Below are 20179 nucleotides of genomic sequence, written 5' to 3' on the forward strand. Positions count from 1 at the left end.
TCGCAAAACAGTTGAGAACAAACCAAGAACATGCAACCAAAAGCCAAGCGAAACCGTCATTCCGGTTGGAAAGGTTTCGTTAACGAAAACCCGGAAGGACAGATCATGGTTCAGGTCGCAGCCGCACTCCTCTTTGCCCTCGCCGCCGGACTCGGCATCACGGTGATCCTGGCGATGCTGAAATCGAACGAGACCGCAATCCTGTCGGCGCTGCTTGGCGAAGGCGCTTTCCCGGTCGCCACGTCACCCGAATCGGACCCCGCCGTTGCCGCGCTGCCGATCCACCGGACAAATGCGCGCCGCGCTGTGCCGCGCCGGATGCCCGTCGCCATGACGGTTCGTCCGCAGTTCAGCCGCGCCGCCTGACCCGCGCATAGCTGGCCAGCCCGAACGGCAGTGTCGCCGCATAGATTGCGCAGACCGCCAGCAGCGTGAGCCACGGCGCCGTCACTAGCGCGGCGCCGAGCAACCCGACCCCCGCCAGCGCGAACAGCCGCCACGACCGGCGCAGACGGATCGAGGCCCAGCTGTAAGTCGGGATTGCCGAAATCATCAGCATCGCGACGGCCAGCGCCCACGGCATCACCACATACCATTCGCGGAAGAATTCATTGCCCGTCGTCAGCCACAGATAGACGGGGACGAAAGACAGGCCGGCGCCCGCCGGGGCGGGAATGCCGGTGTTGAAACCCGCCGATTTATGCGGCTGAAAATCGGCGTCCATGCGCGAGTTGAAACGCGCGAGGCGGAGCGCGCAGCAGACCGCGAGCGCGAGCGCAGCGGTCCAGCCGAATTTGGGGGCGTTGGTTAGCGACCAGAGGAACAGGATCATCGCCGGGGCGACGCCAAATGCTATCACATCGGACAATGAATCAAGCTCGGCGCCGAATTTGCTCTGCGCGCGCAGCAGCCGGGCGATGCGCCCGTCCATCCCGTCGAGCACCCCGGCAAAGATCACCGCGGCGATCGCCAGCTCGAACTGCCCGCCAATCGCGAAGCGTACCCCGGTCAGGCCGAAACAGAGCGCCAGCACGGTGATCGCATTGGGCGCAAAGGCGCGCAGGCTGATGCCGCCGATGCGGCGCCCGGCGGCGTCGGGGGCGATCTGCTGGTCTTCGCTCACCCTATTGCCCGATGCCGTCGATCATTGCCGCCTGGCCAATCCGCGCGATCACGGTTTCGCCCGCCAGCGTCCGCTGTCCGAGCAGCACCTGCGGCGTGGTCCCCACGGGCAGATAGACGTCGACGCGGCTGCCGAAACGAATGAGGCCGACGCGCTGGCCGGTGGCGAGCTCGTTGCCCATGGTGACGAACGGCATGATCCGCCGCGCGACCAGCCCCGCAATCTGGGTGAAGCCGATCCGCACCCCGTCGGCGCGCTCGACGACGAAATGCTGGCGTTCATTCTCCTCGCTCGCCTTGTCGAGATCGGCGTTGAGGAATTTTCCGGGAATATACACCAGCTTGCGCAGCGTTCCTGCCACGGGCGTGCGGTTGATGTGGACATCGAACACGCTCATGAAGATCGACACGCGCAGCATCGGTGCGTCGCCGAGGCCGTCGGCGCCCGCGATCTCGGGCGGCGGCGCGACTTCGGCGATCTGAGTGATCAACCCGTCGGCAGGCGCGATGACGACGTCGCTGCCGGTCGGCGTGACGCGAACCGGATCGCGGAAGAAGGCGCCGACCCACAAGGTCACCCCGAACATCAGCCAGCCGACAATTTCCCAACCGAGCAGCCAGAAGCACAGCGTGACGATCCCGGCGATGAGCAGGAACTTGCGGCCTTCGGGGTGGATCGACGGCCATTGCCACTTGATGCCGCCGCCGGGGCGGTTCGAAGAGATGATATTGGACATGGCCGTTCTTCTAGGGGGCGCACCTGATACTGACAATGGATAAGGCACGTTCCGGGTTCCGGACCGCCGCCACCACGCCCATTGATCAATGGCGCCGCTTTGCCTAAGGCCCGCTGCAACTCCGACTCCCCAAGGATAAAGGCTGAACGCATGGGCAAGATCAAGGTAGCCAACCCGGTCGTCGAACTCGACGGCGACGAAATGACCCGGATCATCTGGCAATGGATCCGCGAGCGTTTGATCCTGCCCTATCTCGACATCGACCTGCATTATTACGACCTTGGCATCGAGGAACGCGACCGCACCGACGACAAGATCACCGTCGAAGCCGCGAACGCGATCAAGAAATATGGCGTCGGCGTCAAATGCGCGACGATCACCCCCGACGAAGCCCGCGTCGAGGAATTCGGGCTGAAGAAAATGTGGAAGTCGCCGAACGGTACGATCCGCAATATTCTGGGCGGCGTGGTGTTCCGCGAACCGATCGTGATGCGCAACGTCCCGCGGCTCGTCCCCGGCTGGACCGACCCGATCGTCGTCGGGCGTCATGCGTTCGGCGACCAGTATAAGGCGACCGATTTCCGCGTCCCCGGCCCCGGCAAATTGCGCCTGGTGTTCGAAGGCGAAGACGGCAAGGTCATCGACGAAGAGGTGTTCCTGTTCCCCTCGTCGGGCGTCGCGATGGCGATGTACAACCTTGACGATTCGATCCGCGACTTTGCGCGCGCCAGCCTCAACTATGGCCTCGCCCGCGAATGGCCGGTGTATCTGTCGACCAAGAACACGATCTTGAAAGCCTATGACGGGCGGTTCAAGGATCTGTTCGAGGAAGTGTTCAACGCCGAATTCAAGGCCAAGTTCGACGCGCTCGGCATCGTTTACGAACATCGCCTGATCGACGACATGGTCGCCTCGGCGCTGAAATGGTCGGGCAAGTTCGTCTGGGCTTGCAAGAATTACGACGGCGACGTCCAGTCGGACACCGTGGCGCAGGGCTTTGGCTCGCTGGGCCTGATGACCAGCGTGCTGATGACCCCCGACGGCCAGACCGTCGAATCCGAAGCCGCGCACGGCACCGTCACCCGCCATTACCGCATGCACCAGCAGGGCAAGGCGACCTCGACCAACCCGATCGCGTCGATCTTTGCCTGGACCGGGGGGCTGAAGCACCGCGGCAAGCTCGATGGCAATGACGCGCTGATCAAATTCGCCGACGATCTGGAAAAGGTCTGCGTCGCGACGGTCGAAAGCGGCAAGATGACCAAGGATCTGGCACTGCTGATCGGCCCCGACCAGAATTGGCTGACCACCGAGGGCTTCTTCGAGGCGATCGTGGAGAATCTTGACGCCAAGATGGGTGGGTGAGCCTGCTTCGCCTTCCCCCTTGATGGGGGAAGGATACGCAGCCTTGCCGCGACGCGGCTAGGCGAAGTTGGATGGGGGTGACGGTGCGTCCATGCACTGCCATTTCAGGCCGAAAACCCACCCCCTCCGCTGCGACTAAGCCAGCAAGCTGGCAAGTCTCGCTGCCTCCCCCATCAAGGGGGAGGATCAGCTTTGGTGAGCCGACATAACCACCTAGCCAATCGGGGCCGGCCTGCATAAGGTCGGCCCTTATGGTATCGGAAACAGAAACATCGGCCATCGGCAACGCTCTGGTGGTTCTCGGCGCCGCGGGCATCGTCATCCCCGCGTTTGCGCGCTTTCGCCTGCCGCCGGTGATCGGGTTCATCCTGGTCGGCCTGCTGGTCGGGCCATCGGGGCTGGGGTCGCTGGCGGGCGATTATCCGTGGCTGAAGCATGTCACGATCGGATCGACCGAGGACATCGCGCTTTTCGCCGAATTCGGCATCATCCTGCTGTTGTTCTCGATCGGGCTCGAACTCTCATTCCGGCGGCTGTGGGCGCTGCGCAAGCTGGTGTTCGGGGTCGGCGCCGCGGAGTTGCTGATCGGCGGGGCGATATTGGGCGGCGGGCTGTGGCTGCTCGGCGATCTGTCGACGCCCGCGGCGTTCGGACTGGGGATCGCCCTCGCCTTATCCTCGACGGCCCTGGTGCTGCCCATGGTCGGAACCAAATCGGCGGTCGGCCGCGCCTCCTTTTCGATGCTTCTGTTCGAAGATCTGGCGATTGTCCCGATCATCTTCGTCCTCGGTGCCCTCGCCCCCAATCCGGCGGGCGACAACACCGAATTGCTGCTGACCACCCTGTGGCAGGGAGCGCTGGTCGTCGCGGTGCTCGCGGTCGCGGGCTGGTTCCTGCTACCCCGAATTTTCGCGCAGGCGGCGCGCGCCAAGGACCCCGAACTGTTTCTGGCCGCCAGCCTGCTGGTGGTCATCGTCGCCGCGCTCGCCACCGCCGCCGTCGGCCTGTCGCCGATCGTCGGGGCGTTGCTCGCGGGCCTGATGATCGCCGAAACCGAATATCATGGCGAGGTGGAGGCGATCACGGCGCCGTTCAAGGGCCTCGCGCTCGGGGTGTTCCTGATCAGCGTCGGCATGGGACTGAACCTCCAGAGCATTGCAGCGCAATGGCCGCTGCTGATCGCCGCGGTTGTCGGCGTTGTGCTGGTCAAGGCGATTGTCACCGCATCGCTGCTCCGCTTTTCCGGCGCACGCCGCGGCACCGCCGCTGAAGTCGGCCTGTTAATGGCCAGCCCGTCGGAAACGACGTTGATCGTGCTGACCGCCGCTCTGACGGCAGGCATTATCGACCCCGAAACGGCCAGTTTCTGGCAGTTGGTCACGGCGATCGGGCTGACCATCACGCCGCTTCTGGCGCGCATCGGGCATGACATGGCGCGGCGGATCGAAATGCGCAGCGACGACACGCCCGAGGACGAGCCTGCCGTGGCGCGGACGGTGATCGTTGGGTTCGGCCGCGTCGGGCGCACCGTCGCCGAGCTGCTGCGCGAGCATGGCCGCTCCTATATCGCCGTCGATGCCAATATCGATAGCGTGGCGGTGGCGCGGCGTGACGGTTTTTCGGTGCGGTTCGCCGATGTCGCGCGGTCGGGCAGCCTCGACAAGCTGGGGATCGAAAGCGCCGACGCGATCGTGCTGACGATGGACGATCCGGTGCAGCAGTTGCGGATGACCAAGCAGTTGCGGCAGAAATTTCCCGAGCTACCGATCATCAGCCGCGCGCGCGACGCCGACCATGCCGCAGCGCTGTATCAGGCGGGGGCAAGCGACGCGGTGCCCGAAACGCTCGAAAGCTCGTTGCAACTCGCCGAAGCGGTGCTGATCGACCTCGGCGTCGCGATGGGCCCGGTGATCGCATCGATCCACGACGTGCGCGCCAAGATGCGGCGCGACATCATGACCAAGGGCGAACTGGACCGCGAACCGCGCATTCGCAAGGTACGCCGTCCGGCGACGGGCGAGGAAGCGGCTTAACGCACTTCGGCTCCCCATATCCGTAGCCCTGAGCTTGTCGAAGGGCGCTTCTCGGAAAGGCGCCCTTCGACAAGCTCAGGGCTACGGATCGTTTGAACGGGTCCGATGTTAACGCCCACCCGCCGATGGCGCTGCGGTCGCCGCGCCCAGCGCCGATGCGTCGGCCAGCGTCATCCCCTTGGGCAGGATCGCCAGCGACCATTGGCGCTGCGGGGTCAGATATTGGCGTGCCAGCCGCTGCACGTCGGCGGCGGTGACCGCGGCAATATCGTCCTGCATCGACAGTGCGGCGGCGGTCACACGCGGATCGCGCGTCGCGCCCTCGAGCAGGAACATCCAATAGACGTTGCCGGTCGACGCGCGCGCGACCTGTTCGCGGATCGGAACGGCGTTACGCGTCAGCTCGTCGGCGCTGACTGGCGTGGCGACCAGATCGGCGGCAATGTCGCGCGCGATGCCATAGAAACGGTCCAAATCTCTGGGCGCGAGCAGGCTGCCGACGAGCAGGTAGCCGCCGCTGTCAAAGCCCGTCGGCCAATGGCTGTCCACGACGGGGCCGTAGCTCGCGCCCTGTTCGGCACGCAGCCGGTCGAACAGCCGATCGTTGAACACCGCGGCGAGCACCTCCAGCCCGCGCGCGTCGCGCGGATTGGCAAGGCCGCCGCCGGTCTGCCACGCGGTCATTGCCGCCGCCTGCCCCTGTTCGCCGCGATGATAGGCGATCTCGGGCGTTTTGGCGGGCTTGGCAAAATCGACGCGCTGGCCGCCGGCGGGTGCGAGTGTCTTTCGCGGCGGCAATGCACCGAGCGTATTCGCCAGAATCTGGCGATAATCGACCGCTTCCAGATCGCCGAAAATCTGCACCTCGATCGGGCCGCTGGCGAGCCGCGGTTCCCAGAAAGCGCGGAAGGCGGCGGGGGTCAGCGCCGCGATCGCAGCCTTGTCGGGCGCCGCCCAGCGGGCGTCATTGCCGGTCAGCCAGCCGCGCAAATTACGGTCGAGCACTGCATTGGGGGTCGCGTCGTTGAGATCATAGCCGGTGAGATAACCGATGCGCAGACGCTCGACCGGCGCCGCATCCCAGCGCGGCAACGCCAGCTTGCCCGCGATCAGCCGCATCTGGTCGGCGAGGTCGGCGGGCTTGCTTTCCGCCGACAATTCGAACGCATCGTCATCGATCGCAAAATTCAGCTGGATCTGGCGGCCATTGGTCAGCTGGTCGATCTCATTCTGGCCCCACGGCCCGATGCCGCTGGCGACGAGCGCATAATCGCCGGTCCACAGCAAGTTCGGCGCGTCGGCGGCGACGCTGCGGTTGCCGGTGCCAAAGCGGACGTTGACGCGCACCTTGCCGGGTTCGACCTTGTTATTCGATACCAGCGCGGTGACGCCATTGGCGAATTCGATCCGTTCGGCGCGCAGCCCCAGCAGGCTGGTGGTCGAGGTGATCGTGCCGGGCGTTCCGAACGCGGGCAGCTGTTTGAAATCGGCCTGGACCGCCGCCAGCCGGTCGTCGCGCGCGGTCACCGGCGCCTTCAGCGCCGCGAGCACCGCAGCATCACCCCCCGCCGCAGTCGGGGTGGTCAGCACCGCGCGGGTGACCGGCGCGGCAAAGATCGCCTTGCTGATGTCGAGCATCACCTGCGGCGTCGCCGAGGCGCGGATCGCCTTGAACATATCGACCTGCCCCTGCGGGCTGGTTACCGTTTCGGCAATGTCGACCGCGCGGACCATGTCATCGGCCAACCGCGCGCCGGGTTCGTTGCGCGCATTTTCCAGTTCCTTTTGCAGGAACGCTTCGATTTCGTTGGCTTCACGGTCGATGTCGGCCTGCGACGGCGGGTTGGTCACCGCGTCGGCGATCACCCCGCGCACATCGGCCAGCGCGGCTTTCCAGTCGCTCAAGGGGACGATCGACGCCATGGTGACGTCGGCGCTGCGGCTGACATATTGCTGTTCGACGGTGGCGACCAGGTAACTGCCGCCGCTACGCGCGCGGTTTTCCAGCCGCCGGTTGACCAGCGCCTGGGCGATGAATTCCAGATACAGCCGCCGGGTGTTCTCCACCGTATCGATGCGCCGCTGCCACGGCCGCACCATCGCCAGTGTCAGCGCGAGCGGCTGGTTCGGCTCGACAATCTCGCGCGCGGCGGGCGCCGCCGGGTCGGGCTTGCCGAAATCGGGATCGGCGGGGTTCGGACCCTCGGCGCGCCAGTCCCCATAATATTTGGCGACGAGCCGCGCCAGTTCGGCGGGTTCGGCATCGCCGACGATAACCACGACCGCACGTTCGGGGCGGTACCAGCGGTTGTGAAACGCCGCGACCGACGTCGCGCTCGCCTTGCCGAGCGATGCGGTGGTGCCGATCGGCGAGCGGTCACCGAGCAGCTGCCCCGCAAACAGATGCGCGTTGGTCGCGTCGGCAATCCGCTTTTGCGGGCCGTCCGATTCGCGCAGTTCGGACATCACCACGCCGCGCTCGGCGGCGACCGCGAGTTCCGAAATTCGCGGTTCGCGGATCATCCCTGACAGCAATTTCATGCTTTCGTCGAGATTGGCGGGCGTCACGCTGGGCAGGTCGAGTTGGTACACGGTCTGCGTCGGCGTCGTTTGCGCGTTGGAATCACTGCCAAAGGTCACCCCGAACCGCTGCCAGATACGTTTGGCTTCGCCGTCGGGAATATGTTCGGAACCGCGAAAGGTCAGATGTTCGAGCAAATGCGCGTAGCCGCGCTCCTGTTCGGTTTCGAACATCGATCCGACGTCCATCCGCACCCGGATCGACACTTGCCCGGGCGGCACGCCATTGTTGCGCACCGCGTAGCGCACGCCATTGGGGAGAACGCCGAACTGCCAGGCGATGTCGCGCGGGATGTCGCTGCCCGCATAGAGCCAGTCGCTGTTGGCCGACTGGCTGGTCGCCATGGTCGGCGCCGCGCTGCCCTGTGCGTTCGCTGCGAGCGGGGCCAGCAGCAGCGCAGCGACGCCGACAAACAAAAAGGATCGAGAAAAACGAAGCGACGCGCGCGCGGGGGCATAGGACATTGCGCCATCTTAACCCGTTCCAACCTTGCTGGCCACTGAACTGTCGCGGCGCTTGTCCTGTCGGCGGCGGCGGCCTAGCCAGTGACGATGACTGCTTCACCGCCATCCCCGCCGATCGCTGCGCTCATCCAGATGACGAGCGGTACCGACCCACAGCACAACCTAGCGACGATCGATCGCGCGATGGCCGATGCGGCGGCGCGCGGCGCGGCGATGGCTTTCCTGCCCGAAATGTCGCTGCTGCTCGACCGCGATCGGGCGCGCTCGGGCGCGCATATCGTCCGCGAGACCGATAGCCCCTGGCCCACCGCGCTGCAGGAAATGGCGCAGAAGCATGGGTTGTGGCTCCATTCGGGGTCGATGCCCCTGCTTGCCGACGATGGACAGCGGCGCGTCAACCGCAGCCATGTGATCGCCGCCGACGGCAGCATCCGCGCGCGCTATGACAAGATCCACATGTTCGACGTGACCTTGCCGTCGGGCGAGAATTGGACCGAATCGGCGGCCTATGCCGGGGGCGATACACTGGCGATCGTCGATACGCCGCTGGGCCGGTTGGGCCTGAGCATCTGTTATGATTTGCGGTTTCCCGAACTTTACCGAGCGCTCGTCGGTCAGGGGGCGACGCTGATCGCAATCCCCGCTGCCTTCACGGTGTCGACGGGCGAAGCGCACTGGCATGTGCTGATGCGCGCGCGGGCGATCGAAACCGGGGGCCATATCCTGGCAGCGGCGCAAAGCGGGCTTCATGACGACGGCCGCGCGACCTATGGCCACAGCCTGATCGTCGATCCGTGGGGGGCGGTGTTGGCGGATGGCGGCACGGTCGAGGGCGAAGCGGGGTATTGCATCGTGTCGGCGCCGATCGACAGCGCTGCGACGGACCGCGTCCGACAAGCGATTCCCCTGGACCGTTCCCGGGAGATGCGCGGCATCACATTATAGGCGATGCGCAATCGCGCTTTCGGGATCCATGCGGCCAGGGTCGGCAAACATCTGCGCCGCTGATACAGCCACTACGGACGCACAAAAGGCCCCGAGCGGAGCTCGGAGCCTTTTGGTATCTTTAGCGATCAGCCGAAAATTACGGGCTGGTCGGCGAGTCGTCGTTGTTGTCCGACGCGATGATGATGCCGCCGATGATGGCAGCCAGCGCGACGATAGCGATGATCCAGCTGGTGCCGCCTTCGAGCTCGCTCTGGCCGTCAACGGCCGAAGCTGCACGGGCTGCGGGAGCGGCCGACGCCGCAACCGGGGCTGCAATCATCGAGGTCGCTGCGAGAGAGATCGCAGCCTTTTTGAGCAGGTTCATTATATTCTCCGTCCACTGGATTAGTCTTGTCGAATCGCACCGGGGAAATCCCCAACACTCATCTGCGAGGCCGTCTTAGGCACAGCGTTCAGCAAATGCAACGACGATTTGCCCTAGTCCGGCAATTCTTACCAAATTGCTAAATAGAGAGAAACTTGTTGCAAAAAGGTCACTAGCCCCGGCGAACACGCTCGAAAGATTCGCTTGTCACCGGGTATCCCAAATGCCCCGGAATGCACAAAAACGCCTGTCCGTCGCGATCCTCGATCCATGGGGTTACCAGATCGATCGGAAACTGCCTCGCATGATCCGAAAATCGAGCAAAATCAGGTTCCTGCGCCAATTTTTCGAGATTGCGACGGGTCGGAAAAATGACCGAGACCTCGCCGCTGTCGGCCATCGCCAGCGTGTTCGTCGCGGTGGCCCAGAAAATATGGCTGTGCTCGGCCTCCTCGACCGTCAGTTCGTGGCTGTGCGGCGGCGCGCTAACGGCATAGAATCGCGTGTCAAATGTCCGCGCCTCCTTGAAGTTCGGACACCAGCGCGCGAAGGGGACCAACGAATCCAACGCGATTCGATCGCCGCGCGCCGCCAGCATGTCCGAGAGCAGCGTGCCGGCGAGCAAGGCGCGGCGCACGTCGGGAACGTCACGGTCCGTCAGCCCCGGCCAGCCGACCGCGAGCCCGGTTTCCTCCAGCGTTTCGCGCAGCGCCGCCACCCGCGCCGCGCCGTCGGCTTCGGCAAGATCGGGCGCGTGCTGGCGCGCCACCAGATAGTCGTCGGGATCGACGCGCCCGCCGGGGAAAACGACCGCGCCGGCAGCAAAGGCCATGTTCGTCGAGCGCTTGACCATCAGGATTTCGTCGGGGCCGCCGTCGTCCGACGGCCGCATGATGACCAGCGTGGCCGCGGGGATCGCGCCGTCTGGCAAATTTTCCGAGGTCGGTGATGATGGGACGGGGCTGCTCATCGACCAAGCGATAACCGGGCCATCGCCCCTTGTCATCCCGGCATTGCGGCGACCGCGATGCGGGTGCAAGATGTCCGCCGACCGACAAAGGGGAGCAGGGCATTGGGAATCGTCGAGATTTTGGGCGTCGCCGGCAGCCTGAGCCTGCTCGCCGGTTGGCGGCTGTACCTGACCATATTGGCCACCGGCACCGCGATGCATTTCGGCTGGCTGCCGCTGCCCGAACATCTCGCGGCGTTGCAGGTGCTGGCGAACCCGTGGGTGCTGGGGGTCGCGGCGATCGGGACGCTCGCCGAATTCCTGGCCGACAAGATCGCGTGGGTGGATTCGATGTGGGACATGGTTCACAGCGTGATCCGCCCGCTCGGCGGCGCCTTGCTTGCGCTTGCGCTGGTCGACGCGTCCGATCCGACCTGGCAGGTGATCGCCTTTCTGCTCGGCGGCGGCGGCGCCTTGCTGAGCCACGGCGCCAAGGCGACGACGCGCGCCGTCGTCAACGCCAGCCCCGAACCTTTCAGCAATGCCGTGGTCTCGACCGGCGAGGATGTTGCGACCGGCGGCCTGCTCGCGCTGGCGATCGCCTTCCCCCCGCTCGCAATCCTGATCGCGGTCGTGATGGCAGTCGCCGCGGTCGTCGTGATCATCGCGCTGCGCCGCCTGCTCCGCAACATCAAGGCGACGCTGAAACGCGCGCTCGGCGATGAGGCTCCGCGCACCGACGGGGGACCGCCCTCCTAGGGACAACTCTGGCCAAACTGAACCGTAGCCCTGCGCTCGTCGAAGGGCGCTTCTCGGATAGTCGCCCTTCGACAAGCTCAGGGCTACGGCGACGAATGATGCCGTCTATTCGGGACGAACCTCTGGGCCAAACCTTAGGCGGCGCCCGGCAACAATTGCTTGAGCGGCGTTTCGGTATCAGCGAGCTGCTCGGCACTTGCCACCAGTCCCGCGGTGACGATCATCCGGCCCTGGACATAATCCTTGGTGGCGTTGACGCAGTCGATCGCGATCACCTTGCCCGCCTTCAGATAGATCACCGAAAAGCTGCGCGTCGCGGGGTCGCCGCGCATCACGGCGCGGTCGTGGCCGGTCGACAGCCCTGCGGTCTGAAGCTTGAGGTCATATTGGTTCGACCAGAACCACGGGATCGCGTGATAGGGCGCTTCGTCGCCGACGATGCCCTTCGCGACGACATTCGCCTGGTCATTGGCGTTCTGAACCGATTCCAGGCGGATCACGACGCCTTCGGCATAATCATTTGCATGCGCGGCGCAGTCGCCGATGGCATAGATATCGGGCAGGCTGGTCTTGCACAGGCGATCGACCAGCACACCGTTGCCCCCCTCGGCCCCCGCGGCGATCAGCGGCTCGACGGCGGGAATGATACCGATACCGACAATGACCAGATCGGCGGCGATGACCTCGCCATCCGCCAGCCGCACGCCGGTTACATGATCGGTGCCCTCGATCGCCTCGACCGCGACCCCGAGCCGCAGGTCGACGCCATGATCGCGGTGTTCGCGCTCGTAGAAGCGCGACAGCTCGGTCCCGGCGACGCGCGCCAACACGCGATCGAGCGCTTCGAGGAGGACGACCTTCTTGCCCGCCTTGCGCAGCACCGCCGCCGCTTCCAGCCCGATATAGCCGCCGCCGATCACGACGATCTGTTTTGCGGTTTCCGATGCGGCCTTCATCGCATCGGCGTCGGCGCGGGTCCGCACGCCCTGTACGCCGGGCAGGTCGCCGCCCGGGATGGGAAGCATCCGGGGCGATCCGCCGGTCGCCCAGACGAGCTTGCCATAGCCGATCGTCTCGCCGCCATCGGTGGTAACCGTATGCGCTGCCGGATCGACCGCGACGACGCGCTTGCCGAGCAGCATCGTCACCTCGCGCTCGTCCCAATATTTGGCGGGGCGCAGCTGGATGCGCTCGAATTCCTTCTCGCCCGCGAAATACTCTTTCGACAGCGGCGGGCGTTCATAGGGAAGCTCGGGCTCGTCGCCGATGATCGCGATGCTGCCGGTGAATTTCTGGGTACGCAGCATGATCGCGACCTGCGCTCCGCCATGGCCAGCCCCGACAATCACCACGTCAAAATGCATCGCTCGCTCTCCCGCTTTTCAAGCGCGTCCCCTTGCACGGCGACGTAACGGAAACAAGGCGGTTCGCCCTGCAACGCGGGCAAGAAAAACTTCGCGCTGCGGAGGCTGGGAACGGATGGCCGCGTCAGGCGCGGCGCGCGAGCCGGGCCCGGATCGCCGCGGTATAGGTGCGGCCAACGCGCAATTCGGTGCCATCGTTCAGCACCGCGATCAGCGAGTGAAACTGCCCGGCCTTGACGCGATCGACCGCGTCGATACGCACCATCGTGCTGCGGTGGATGCGCTGAAACTGGAAGGCCGGCAATAGCCGCTCAAGCGTTGCCAGATTTTCGTTGTACAAATAGCTGTTGCCGTCGACATGGACGCGGACATAGTCGCGTTCGGCACTGATGTGCGAGATGCTCTCGGGCTTGATCCGGACATATTCGCCGCCCGCGCGAACCCATAATTCGCCCAGATGATTGCGCGTTTCAGGCTCTGCCGCGCGCAGCGTCGCGACGACCTCTTCCAGTTCGCGGATGCGGTCGGCGCTTTGTTTTTGCTCGACCGCCATGCGGGCGCGCTCCATCGCGGTCTGGAACCGCCCCGCCTCGATCGGCTTGGTGACATAGTCGACCGCCTGCGCATCGAAGGCGCGCAGTGCCTGATCGCTGAACGCGGTCACAAAGATCACCGCCGGAGCCGGGTCGGGCAAATGGCGGAGCAGGTCGAAGCCGCTGCCCCCGGGCATCCGGATATCGAGCAGGATGATGTGACACGTGGCACTCGCCAGCCACTCGGCCGCCTGCGCGACATTGCCCGCCTGCGCGACGTCGCCGACCCACGGCAGTTGCTGCGCCAGCCGCACCACGCGGCGGCGCGCCAAAGGTTCGTCATCGACGACCAGGATCGCAAAATCCCGCATCAGACCGACCATGGCAGCTTGATCTCGGCGCGAAACAGCGCCGGGGTCAATCTGGTTTCGAAAGAACTGCGCGTCCCGAAGCGCGCCGCGAGCCGTTCGGCGACATTGCGCAGGCCGATCCGGCTCCCCGGTCGCGGCGAGCCCTCATCGATCGAGCAAAGGTCATTCTCGACCCGGATGCACAGCTGGTCGCCGTCGCGCCACGCGGTGATCCGGATGCCGACTTCGCCCGTGCATGGTTCGATCCCGTGCTTTACCGCATTTTCGACCAGCGGCTGGAGCAACAGGTTCGGGACCAGCGCCTTCAACGCCGCCTCCTCTACGTCGATCGTGAAGCGCATGCGGTCGGGAAAGCGTTCACGTTCGATCTCGAGATAATCTTCCTGCAATTCGAGTTCGGCGGCGAGCGTCACATCCTTCAGCGGATCGAGCTCGAGCGTCTGGCGCAGAAAGGTCGACAGCGACATCATCATGCGCTGCGCGCGCGCCGTCGCGCCCTCCTCGACCAGCCCCATGGCCGAATTGAGCGTGTTGAAGAGGAAATGCGGATTAATCTGGTATCGCAGCGCGCGCATTTGCGCCGACAGCGCTTCTTCGCGCGCCAGGGCAAGGCTCCGTTCACGGTCGCGGACCTCGAAGCTGTAAAGGAGCGCAACATACAGGCACGACCAGCCGAAAAACATGCCGGTGGCAGAGATCATCGTATGTCCGAACACCACTTGGTCAAACGCCCAAGTGGCGGGTCGCACGAACGCGATATAAACCAGAATATCGATCCCGCTGAGGATCGCCGCCGCCAGAATCGAAAAGGTGAAGGCGATGGCCACTTTGGCAAAAATCGACACGCGGTGCAGCCGGAACAGCAGCGCCGTGACGATCAATGTCAGCGCGACGCCAAAGCTGTTGGTGATCAATTTGCCGAGCGCCGATTTGATCGGATCGACGCCCGCCAGACCCCACAAGAAGCTGTCGGTGACGAACACGCAGAACCAGAAAAGCGCAGCAAGCTTCACCGTCGTCGCGGTAATCGCCCGGCGCTCCTGCCCCGCGGCGAGCGACGATCCGGCGTGCGGGCGCGCAATTTCGGGCGGTGTCATCGACGATTCCGCCTTTTGCCTCTTAACGCTGGTCGTCGCCGACAAGCCATTGGTAGAAAACCCCACCCGTTCATTGCCCCCAATAAGCCAATCGCCGGTTTCCCCCCTCATCGTTCGCCGACACTGCGATAGCATCGCTGCGCCATGAAACCTATCAATCCGTCAGTCTATCCCGCGCCGATGTCGGCGACGGATAGCTTCGCCCCCGAAGACCGTACCATCGTGCTGGTCACCATATCGCGGCACTGCGGCGACGATGTCATTTCGAGGATAAAGTCCGCGCTTCCCGACTCGGACATCATCAACCTATCGCAGCTCTACGTCGATCGCGACGCGGGTGCGACGACGCCCGGGCCCATGGCATCGCCCTCCCCGCTCACCGATCGGCAGCGCGAGATTCTCGACTATCTGCTCCGCGGCCTGTCGAACAAGGAAATCGGCCGCAAGCTCGGGCTGTCGCATTTCACGGTGCGCAATCATGTTTCGAATATCCTGCGCATTCTGGGCTATCCCTGCCGCCGGGCGATGCGGCGGTCGCTGACACCCGAGCGTACCGCGCCGACATATCCCACCACCCTGGCCGCGTAGCCGCCAGCGGGCTTGGCCGTGACGAACCGCACCGACGGCGCGGCGGCATAGGCCGCGCGCGCCTGCACGTCGGCCATGCTCGCCCGGATCCGGCGCTCGACAGAGCGCAAGATGATGAAATTTCAGCCCCTGCATCGATGCAATCCTGTGGAAATTTATCGACGTCCACACCCTAGCGAAGCGCAGTCCCGAACCCAATCGACCGCGTGAACCGGTACATAAGGCGCCTTCGCGCTGCTCGCATCAGCGCGGCGAAATTCCGCATCGCGGGTCATCGTCGGCGACAAATTCCAGCCGCTCGATCAGCGAAAACCCCAGCGCCGCCTTGTCGCCCGCCGGAAAGCGGATTTGCAGCCTGCTATTCCTGTCCTGACCCAGCTCGACCAGCCAGCTGCCGTCTTCGCGCACCCCCGGCGCCGCATAAGGCGGCCCGACACCGCGGCTGGGGTAAAAGGTGAGCGCGCTGCGGTGCAATTGCCCCGCGGGGTGCTCGACGCGATCGTCGGGATCGATCGGCCGCATCGGCGCGACCGGCCCCCATATTGTCAATGTCACGCCGCCGCTGATCAGATAGGATTGGCGGCCGCGCTGCGACTTCCAGGGACGGCGCAATTGCTCCCCCGCCGCAACCGCAAAACCGATACCGCCTAAGCAATGATAGCCCGGCCCGACATCGGGCTGCGCGGGGTACAGCCCGGCGTAATAGGGATTGTCGAACGATCGTTCAAAACCTGCTGCACGATAATCGGCGTTGCCTGCGCCGAGGTCCGCAGGCCGAACGCAGTCGGGAACGGCAGCGGAACCCATCTGAAATCGCGCCAGAATCGCCTTGTCGGCATCGGTCCCATCGAACGAAGGCGACGCGACGATCAGCATCGACTGCATGTCGGCGGATGATGCCGCGCCGACGCGCGTCTCGACCGCATAACGCACCGCGTCTTTGCCAAAGCCATCGCGCGCGAAAATCGCATAGGGCGCCGCGGCAGGCGGCAAGTCGCCCGAATAGCGAAAGGCGATCGCCGGATTATTCGGCAGACCGCCGGTCGCGAAAATCCCGTGCCTGACCGGCCCATTGAACAGCGAGAGCGCCGAGGGCGGCATCAGCATCGGGGTGGCGGCGATCAGATGATCATCGCCGATGATCCGAAAAATCGGGCCGACCAGATGCACCGCCTCGTCCGCGCGCACCGCGATCGACAGGTCGCCTTCGCAAACGACCCGCGGGCCATAGGCGCCATATTCGGGCGGGGTCGGCGGCGGCAGTGTCGCGTGCGCGGACGCGGTGAACAGCAGGCCGAGCATGACGAGACACGACAGGCCCATTTTTCCGATCATGGCACCTGAACCTCCAACACGATACCGCTTCGCCGCAGCCAGTCCGCGACCGCGCGCCGCGCCCGCCAGTTTTCTTCGGTCAGCAAATGGCCCGGGGTCATGAACAGGTAGCGCTGGAACGTCTGTCCCTGCGCATTTAGCGCTGCGGGGGGACCGCCCGCGCGCAGCAGCGCCAACACATAATGCGGCTGGTTGATCTGCGCCGCGACGTGCAGCGGCGTGTTGCCCATGGCATCGGCCTGAACGAGATCGGCGCCCGCGGCGATCAGCATGGCGAACTGCCGGTCGCGATCTGCCATGATGGCCGACATAATCGGAGTGCGCTGGCTGCGCGCATTACGGACATTGGGACTCAGTCCGCGCGCGAGAAGCAATTCCAGATAGGCGGGATCGCGGGCCATCGCGGCAGCGTGAACTGCGGTATCGCCGTCGCGATCCGGGCGCAGTGGATCGCGCCCGGCATCGAGCAGCACGCGCAATCCTTCGAGGTTCGATCCCGCAGCGATCCACGTCGCGATGCTCGGCTCACCCTGCTCGCTGGCGATCGCGACGGTCGGCGGATCGGCGGGGGCGCGATCGGTCGCCAACGCGGCAATCAGGATGGCGCAGCACTCGAGCGCGGTGCGCGCCGGCATCGCGGCCATCCTGTTCAAAATCGCCATCCCACCGACAAGCGCCTTTGGCCGACCAAAGACAACATTGATCGATGCACTGGTACGCCGCTTTGCCTTCGCAACCCGCCCGTGCCGCCTTGACGTGCTAGCCCATCGCATCGGTTGCAGCGCGCCGCCGTTGGCGGCTATTTGGCGCATCGGCTTGTTGTCCCGCTATTGCGCATTTCTGTTGGCATTTTTTGCATTTGCAAGCGCGGCGGCACCAGAGGCTCAAGTCCGCCAAAGGGTCGCTTGGTGGCGAAGGGGCTTGCAGCAATGCAGGCCCCTTCCTTTTGCACCAAAAAAGGCGAACCGGTACCTAATCGGGCTGGCATCCGCTCCCGCATTGCGCGACCAAGCCGCCACTGCCGCCGTGATCGTGATGGCAGCGGAGTTTCAGCGCCCGATGCAGATGCCAACCGCCGAACGAATATTGGTTGCCGACGACCACCCCATTTTTCGCGACGGGATGTGCCGCCTGGTCGGCGGCGCGTTTCCGCATGCCGAGATCGTCGAAGCGGGCAGCGTCGATGAAATGCTGGCACTGGTCAGCGGCGGCGCAGCGCCGACGCTGTTCATCCTCGACCTGTTGTTTCCCGGCATGGATCCGCAGACGACGATCGCCACGCTGCGCGGCCAGTTTCCCACATCGTCGCTGATCATCATTTCGATGACCGACGACACCGAAACGATCGCGCGGGTGATGCAGCAGGGCGCCGACGCGTTCATCGGCAAAGCGATGCCGTCCGAGACGATGCTGTCGGCGATCAAGGCGGTGTGCGGCGGCGACACGCTGGTGCTGGTTCCCACGACCGCCTCCATCGTTCCGCAGCCCGCATGGCCGCGCCGCATCCAGGAATTCACACCCCGCCAGCGCGATGTTTTGACGCAACTGGCCATGGGCAAAACCAACAAGGAAATCGGACGCCAGCTCGACATATCGCCGTTCACCGTGCGCATCCATGTGTCGGCGCTGCTACGAATATTGGGTGCCCAAACGCGGAGCGAGGCCGCAGCCAAGGCTAGCGCGCTGGGGCTGCACTAGAGTTCTGCCCTGCTCAGGCTGAATCATATCACCGTAGCCCTGAGCCTGTCGAAGGGCGCTTCGCGCCGATAAGCGCCCTTCGACAAGCTCAGGGCTACGGATCAGCCTAAACAGGAAGACTCTAACCCTGCGCACCACGGCGGCGTAACGCTGCGATCGCCGACCGCAACGCGGCGGGTTGCACCGGTTTTTTGAGGATCAGCACCGCGGTGTCGGCGATGATCTCTTCGATCGCCATTTCGTCATGCCCCGTCATCACGATCGCCATCGGCCGCGGCATTTGGTGCCGGTGCAGCGCGATGCAATCGGCACCGGTCAGGCCGCCGCCGATATCGAAATCGGTGACGATCAGGTCGCACGGCTGAGCCTGCGGCGGGACGGTCGACCAGGCCGTCACGGCCGCGCCCCAAGAACGGAGCAGATGCGCGGTGGCATCGAGCACGTCGACATCGTCCTCGACCAGCAGGACGCGCAAATCGTGTAGCGGCGCCGCATAGCCGCTATCGCCGCCCGTCTCGCGCACCGCGACGGACGTTGGTGTCAGCCCGTGGATCGCCACCGCCGTACCATAGCCGGGCCGCGAATGAATTTCCGCAGCCAGTCCCATCAACGCACCTAGCCGCCGAACGATCGAAAGTCCCAAGCCGACCCCTTGGGTGTCGGCACCGCCGAGTTTGCGGATCTGGTAAAATTCGTCAAACAGCCGCGGCAGATGTTCCGCCGCCACGCCGGGGCCGCGGTCGATGACCCAGATCGACATGGAAGCGCCGCGGCGCCGGCAGCCGATCAGCACCGGACTGCGCGGCGCGTATTTGATCGCGTTCGATACCAGGTTTTGCAGCATCGTCAGCAACAGCGCCTTGTCAGCCAAGACGACCTGGTCGGAAGGCACGAAACGCAGATCGACGCCTGCCCATTCGGCACTCGCCTGATTCTGTTGCTCGAGCAGCCGGAACAGCTGGCGGATCGCAACCGGCTCGAGCGTCGGCGTCACCGCGCCGCTGTCGAGGGTCGAGATGTCGAGCAGCGATCGGAACAGTTCGGCGACGCCTTGCAGCGAGCGGTCGATGCGATCGACAATGCTACGTTGTTCCGGCGCCAGCCCGGTCTGGGTCAGGCTGTTGAGGAACAACCCGATCGCATGCACGGGTTGGCGCAAATCATGGCTGGCCTGTGCCAGGAACCGCGACTTGGCGGCGTTGGCCTCTTCGGCGTCGCGGCGCGCCTGTTCGGTGCTGCGCTGCAGGGTCCGGATGTACAGCGGGACGATCAGCGTGGTCAGCGACAATGTGACGACCAGCGGCGGATTGGCCTGCCAATAGGGGGTCAGCATCGTGATGATCGCCAGCGTGACCTGCGCCATGACCGCGGCGACGATCATGTAGCGCGAACCAAAACGCAGGCCGTTGCCGACCGTGACCCACATGATCATAGCATAGATTGGCAGCATCACCTGGCATCCGACGATGATCGCGAACCCCAGTCCGGCATAGTCATTGGCCATCGAAAACAGACGGCGCGCCGGATAATGGCCGGGATAGCGTCGGATGACATAGAGCAGGCCGATCGCGAGCGGCGTATAGCACGCGAAATAGCCCAGCACGGCGACCGCCCAAGGCTCGACCCGGTGATCGGGCGACACGATGATGCTGGCGACGGTGGCGTAGGTCGAAATCAGCACCAGCAGCGCGAGGCGGATCCACGACTGTTTACCTTCCAGCGCGTCTTCGAGCGGCGTGCTGTGCGCGCGTCGGAACAGCCCCCGCACACCTGTACCCATGTCGGCGGCGATTTGCCCGTATCGCATCTACGACCCGTCTCTGAATTTAGTCGCCAAGCGACGCCCGGCCGCAGCGCACGAATGTGCCGGT

General features: G+C 64.8%; 18 protein-coding genes. 7 read left to right on the forward strand and 11 right to left on the reverse strand.

The window, feature by feature from the left end; translation table 11 throughout:
• The first annotated feature begins 105 nt into the window (after positions 1–105).
• On the forward strand, positions 106–366 hold the full coding sequence (locus SPYCW_RS11435; protein ID WP_120216923.1) for a hypothetical protein: 261 nt from the start codon (positions 106–108) through the stop codon (positions 364–366).
• Here the strand turns inward: SPYCW_RS11435 and SPYCW_RS11440 are convergent.
• Both SPYCW_RS11440 and SPYCW_RS11445 read right to left on the reverse strand, forming a co-directional pair.
• Complete coding sequence (locus SPYCW_RS11440; RefSeq protein ID WP_171005300.1) at positions 350–1123, reverse strand: CDP-alcohol phosphatidyltransferase family protein; 774 nt, start codon at positions 1121–1123, stop codon at positions 350–352. The genes SPYCW_RS11435 and SPYCW_RS11440 overlap by 17 nt on opposite strands.
• 1 nt (position 1124) lies before the next feature.
• Complete coding sequence (locus SPYCW_RS11445) at positions 1125–1859, reverse strand: phosphatidylserine decarboxylase (protein WP_120216924.1); 735 nt, start codon at positions 1857–1859, stop codon at positions 1125–1127.
• Positions 1860–2009: 150 nt separating this feature from the next.
• Between SPYCW_RS11445 and SPYCW_RS11450 the strand changes: the two genes are divergently transcribed.
• Entirely contained in the window at positions 2010–3224 is a 1215-nt protein-coding gene (locus SPYCW_RS11450) for an NADP-dependent isocitrate dehydrogenase (RefSeq protein WP_120216926.1), read from the forward strand.
• Between the two features lie 251 nt (positions 3225–3475).
• Positions 3476–5257 carry a cation:proton antiporter domain-containing protein gene (locus tag SPYCW_RS11455; protein WP_120216927.1) on the forward strand — a complete coding sequence of 594 codons (1782 nt, stop codon included), beginning with the start codon at positions 3476–3478 and terminating at the stop codon, positions 5255–5257.
• A 108-nt stretch (positions 5258–5365) separates the two neighbouring features.
• On the opposite strand, the gene SPYCW_RS11460 is transcribed toward SPYCW_RS11455, so the two are convergent.
• On the reverse strand, positions 5366–8302 hold the full coding sequence (locus SPYCW_RS11460; RefSeq protein ID WP_120216929.1) for a M16 family metallopeptidase: 2937 nt from the start codon (positions 8300–8302) through the stop codon (positions 5366–5368).
• Positions 8303–8389: 87 nt separating this feature from the next.
• Between SPYCW_RS11460 and SPYCW_RS11465 the strand changes: the two genes are divergently transcribed.
• Positions 8390–9247 carry a carbon-nitrogen hydrolase family protein gene (locus tag SPYCW_RS11465; RefSeq protein WP_120216931.1) on the forward strand — a complete coding sequence of 286 codons (858 nt, stop codon included), beginning with the start codon at positions 8390–8392 and terminating at the stop codon, positions 9245–9247.
• A 139-nt stretch (positions 9248–9386) separates the two neighbouring features.
• On the opposite strand, the gene SPYCW_RS11470 is transcribed toward SPYCW_RS11465, so the two are convergent.
• Together SPYCW_RS11470 and SPYCW_RS11475 are read right to left on the reverse strand one after the other, a co-directional pair.
• The gene (locus tag SPYCW_RS11470) at positions 9387–9614 is read right to left on the reverse strand and encodes a hypothetical protein (RefSeq protein ID WP_120216933.1); all 228 of its coding nucleotides are present in this window, start codon (positions 9612–9614) and stop codon (positions 9387–9389) included.
• A gap of 172 nt (positions 9615–9786) precedes the next feature.
• Positions 9787–10584, reverse strand: a complete 798-nt coding sequence (locus tag SPYCW_RS11475; RefSeq protein WP_120216935.1) for an NUDIX hydrolase — start codon at positions 10582–10584, stop codon at positions 9787–9789.
• A 102-nt stretch (positions 10585–10686) separates the two neighbouring features.
• On the opposite strand from SPYCW_RS11475, the gene SPYCW_RS11480 reads away from it, so the two are divergent.
• Positions 10687–11322: a DUF4126 domain-containing protein gene (locus SPYCW_RS11480; RefSeq protein ID WP_120216936.1), complete on the forward strand. Its 636-nt coding sequence runs from the start codon at positions 10687–10689 to the stop codon at positions 11320–11322.
• 134 nt (positions 11323–11456) lie between these two features.
• Here SPYCW_RS11480 and SPYCW_RS11485 read toward each other — a convergent pair whose 3' ends face one another.
• The 3 genes from SPYCW_RS11485 to SPYCW_RS19160 all read right to left on the reverse strand — a co-directional run bounded on the left by SPYCW_RS11485 (position 11457) and on the right by SPYCW_RS19160 (position 14687).
• The gene (locus SPYCW_RS11485; protein ID WP_120216938.1) at positions 11457–12686 is read right to left on the reverse strand and encodes an NAD(P)/FAD-dependent oxidoreductase; all 1230 of its coding nucleotides are present in this window, start codon (positions 12684–12686) and stop codon (positions 11457–11459) included.
• A gap of 124 nt (positions 12687–12810) precedes the next feature.
• Positions 12811–13590: a LytR/AlgR family response regulator transcription factor gene (locus SPYCW_RS11490; protein ID WP_120218267.1), complete on the reverse strand. Its 780-nt coding sequence runs from the start codon at positions 13588–13590 to the stop codon at positions 12811–12813.
• Positions 13590–14687, reverse strand: coding sequence for a sensor histidine kinase (locus SPYCW_RS19160; RefSeq protein WP_197715637.1), 1098 nt, complete (start codon positions 14685–14687; stop codon positions 13590–13592). Before SPYCW_RS19160 ends, SPYCW_RS11490 begins: the two co-directional genes overlap by 1 nt.
• A 144-nt stretch (positions 14688–14831) precedes the next feature.
• Between SPYCW_RS19160 and SPYCW_RS11500 the strand changes: the two genes are divergently transcribed.
• Positions 14832–15275: a helix-turn-helix transcriptional regulator gene (locus SPYCW_RS11500; RefSeq protein WP_120216940.1), complete on the forward strand. Its 444-nt coding sequence runs from the start codon at positions 14832–14834 to the stop codon at positions 15273–15275.
• 243 nt (positions 15276–15518) lie between these two features.
• Here SPYCW_RS11500 and SPYCW_RS11505 read toward each other — a convergent pair whose 3' ends face one another.
• The gene (locus SPYCW_RS11505; protein WP_120216942.1) at positions 15519–16610 is read right to left on the reverse strand and encodes a hypothetical protein; all 1092 of its coding nucleotides are present in this window, start codon (positions 16608–16610) and stop codon (positions 15519–15521) included.
• Complete coding sequence (locus tag SPYCW_RS11510) at positions 16607–17245, reverse strand: ankyrin repeat domain-containing protein (RefSeq protein ID WP_172595481.1); 639 nt, start codon at positions 17243–17245, stop codon at positions 16607–16609. Before SPYCW_RS11510 ends, SPYCW_RS11505 begins: the two co-directional genes overlap by 4 nt.
• 364 nt (positions 17246–17609) lie before the next feature.
• Here SPYCW_RS11510 and SPYCW_RS11515 point away from each other — a divergent pair, with 364 nt between their 5' ends.
• On the forward strand, positions 17610–18308 hold the full coding sequence (locus SPYCW_RS11515) for a LuxR C-terminal-related transcriptional regulator (RefSeq protein WP_197715638.1): 699 nt from the start codon (positions 17610–17612) through the stop codon (positions 18306–18308).
• Between the two features lie 121 nt (positions 18309–18429).
• On the opposite strand, the gene SPYCW_RS11520 is transcribed toward SPYCW_RS11515, so the two are convergent.
• Positions 18430–20115 (reverse strand): ATP-binding response regulator, encoded by a 1686-nt coding sequence (locus tag SPYCW_RS11520; RefSeq protein ID WP_120216945.1) that lies wholly within the window; start codon positions 20113–20115, stop codon positions 18430–18432.
• Positions 20116–20179: the final 64 nt, after the last annotated feature.

The organism is Sphingopyxis sp. EG6 (assembly GCF_003609815.1).
Lineage (GTDB): Bacteria > Pseudomonadota > Alphaproteobacteria > Sphingomonadales > Sphingomonadaceae > Sphingopyxis.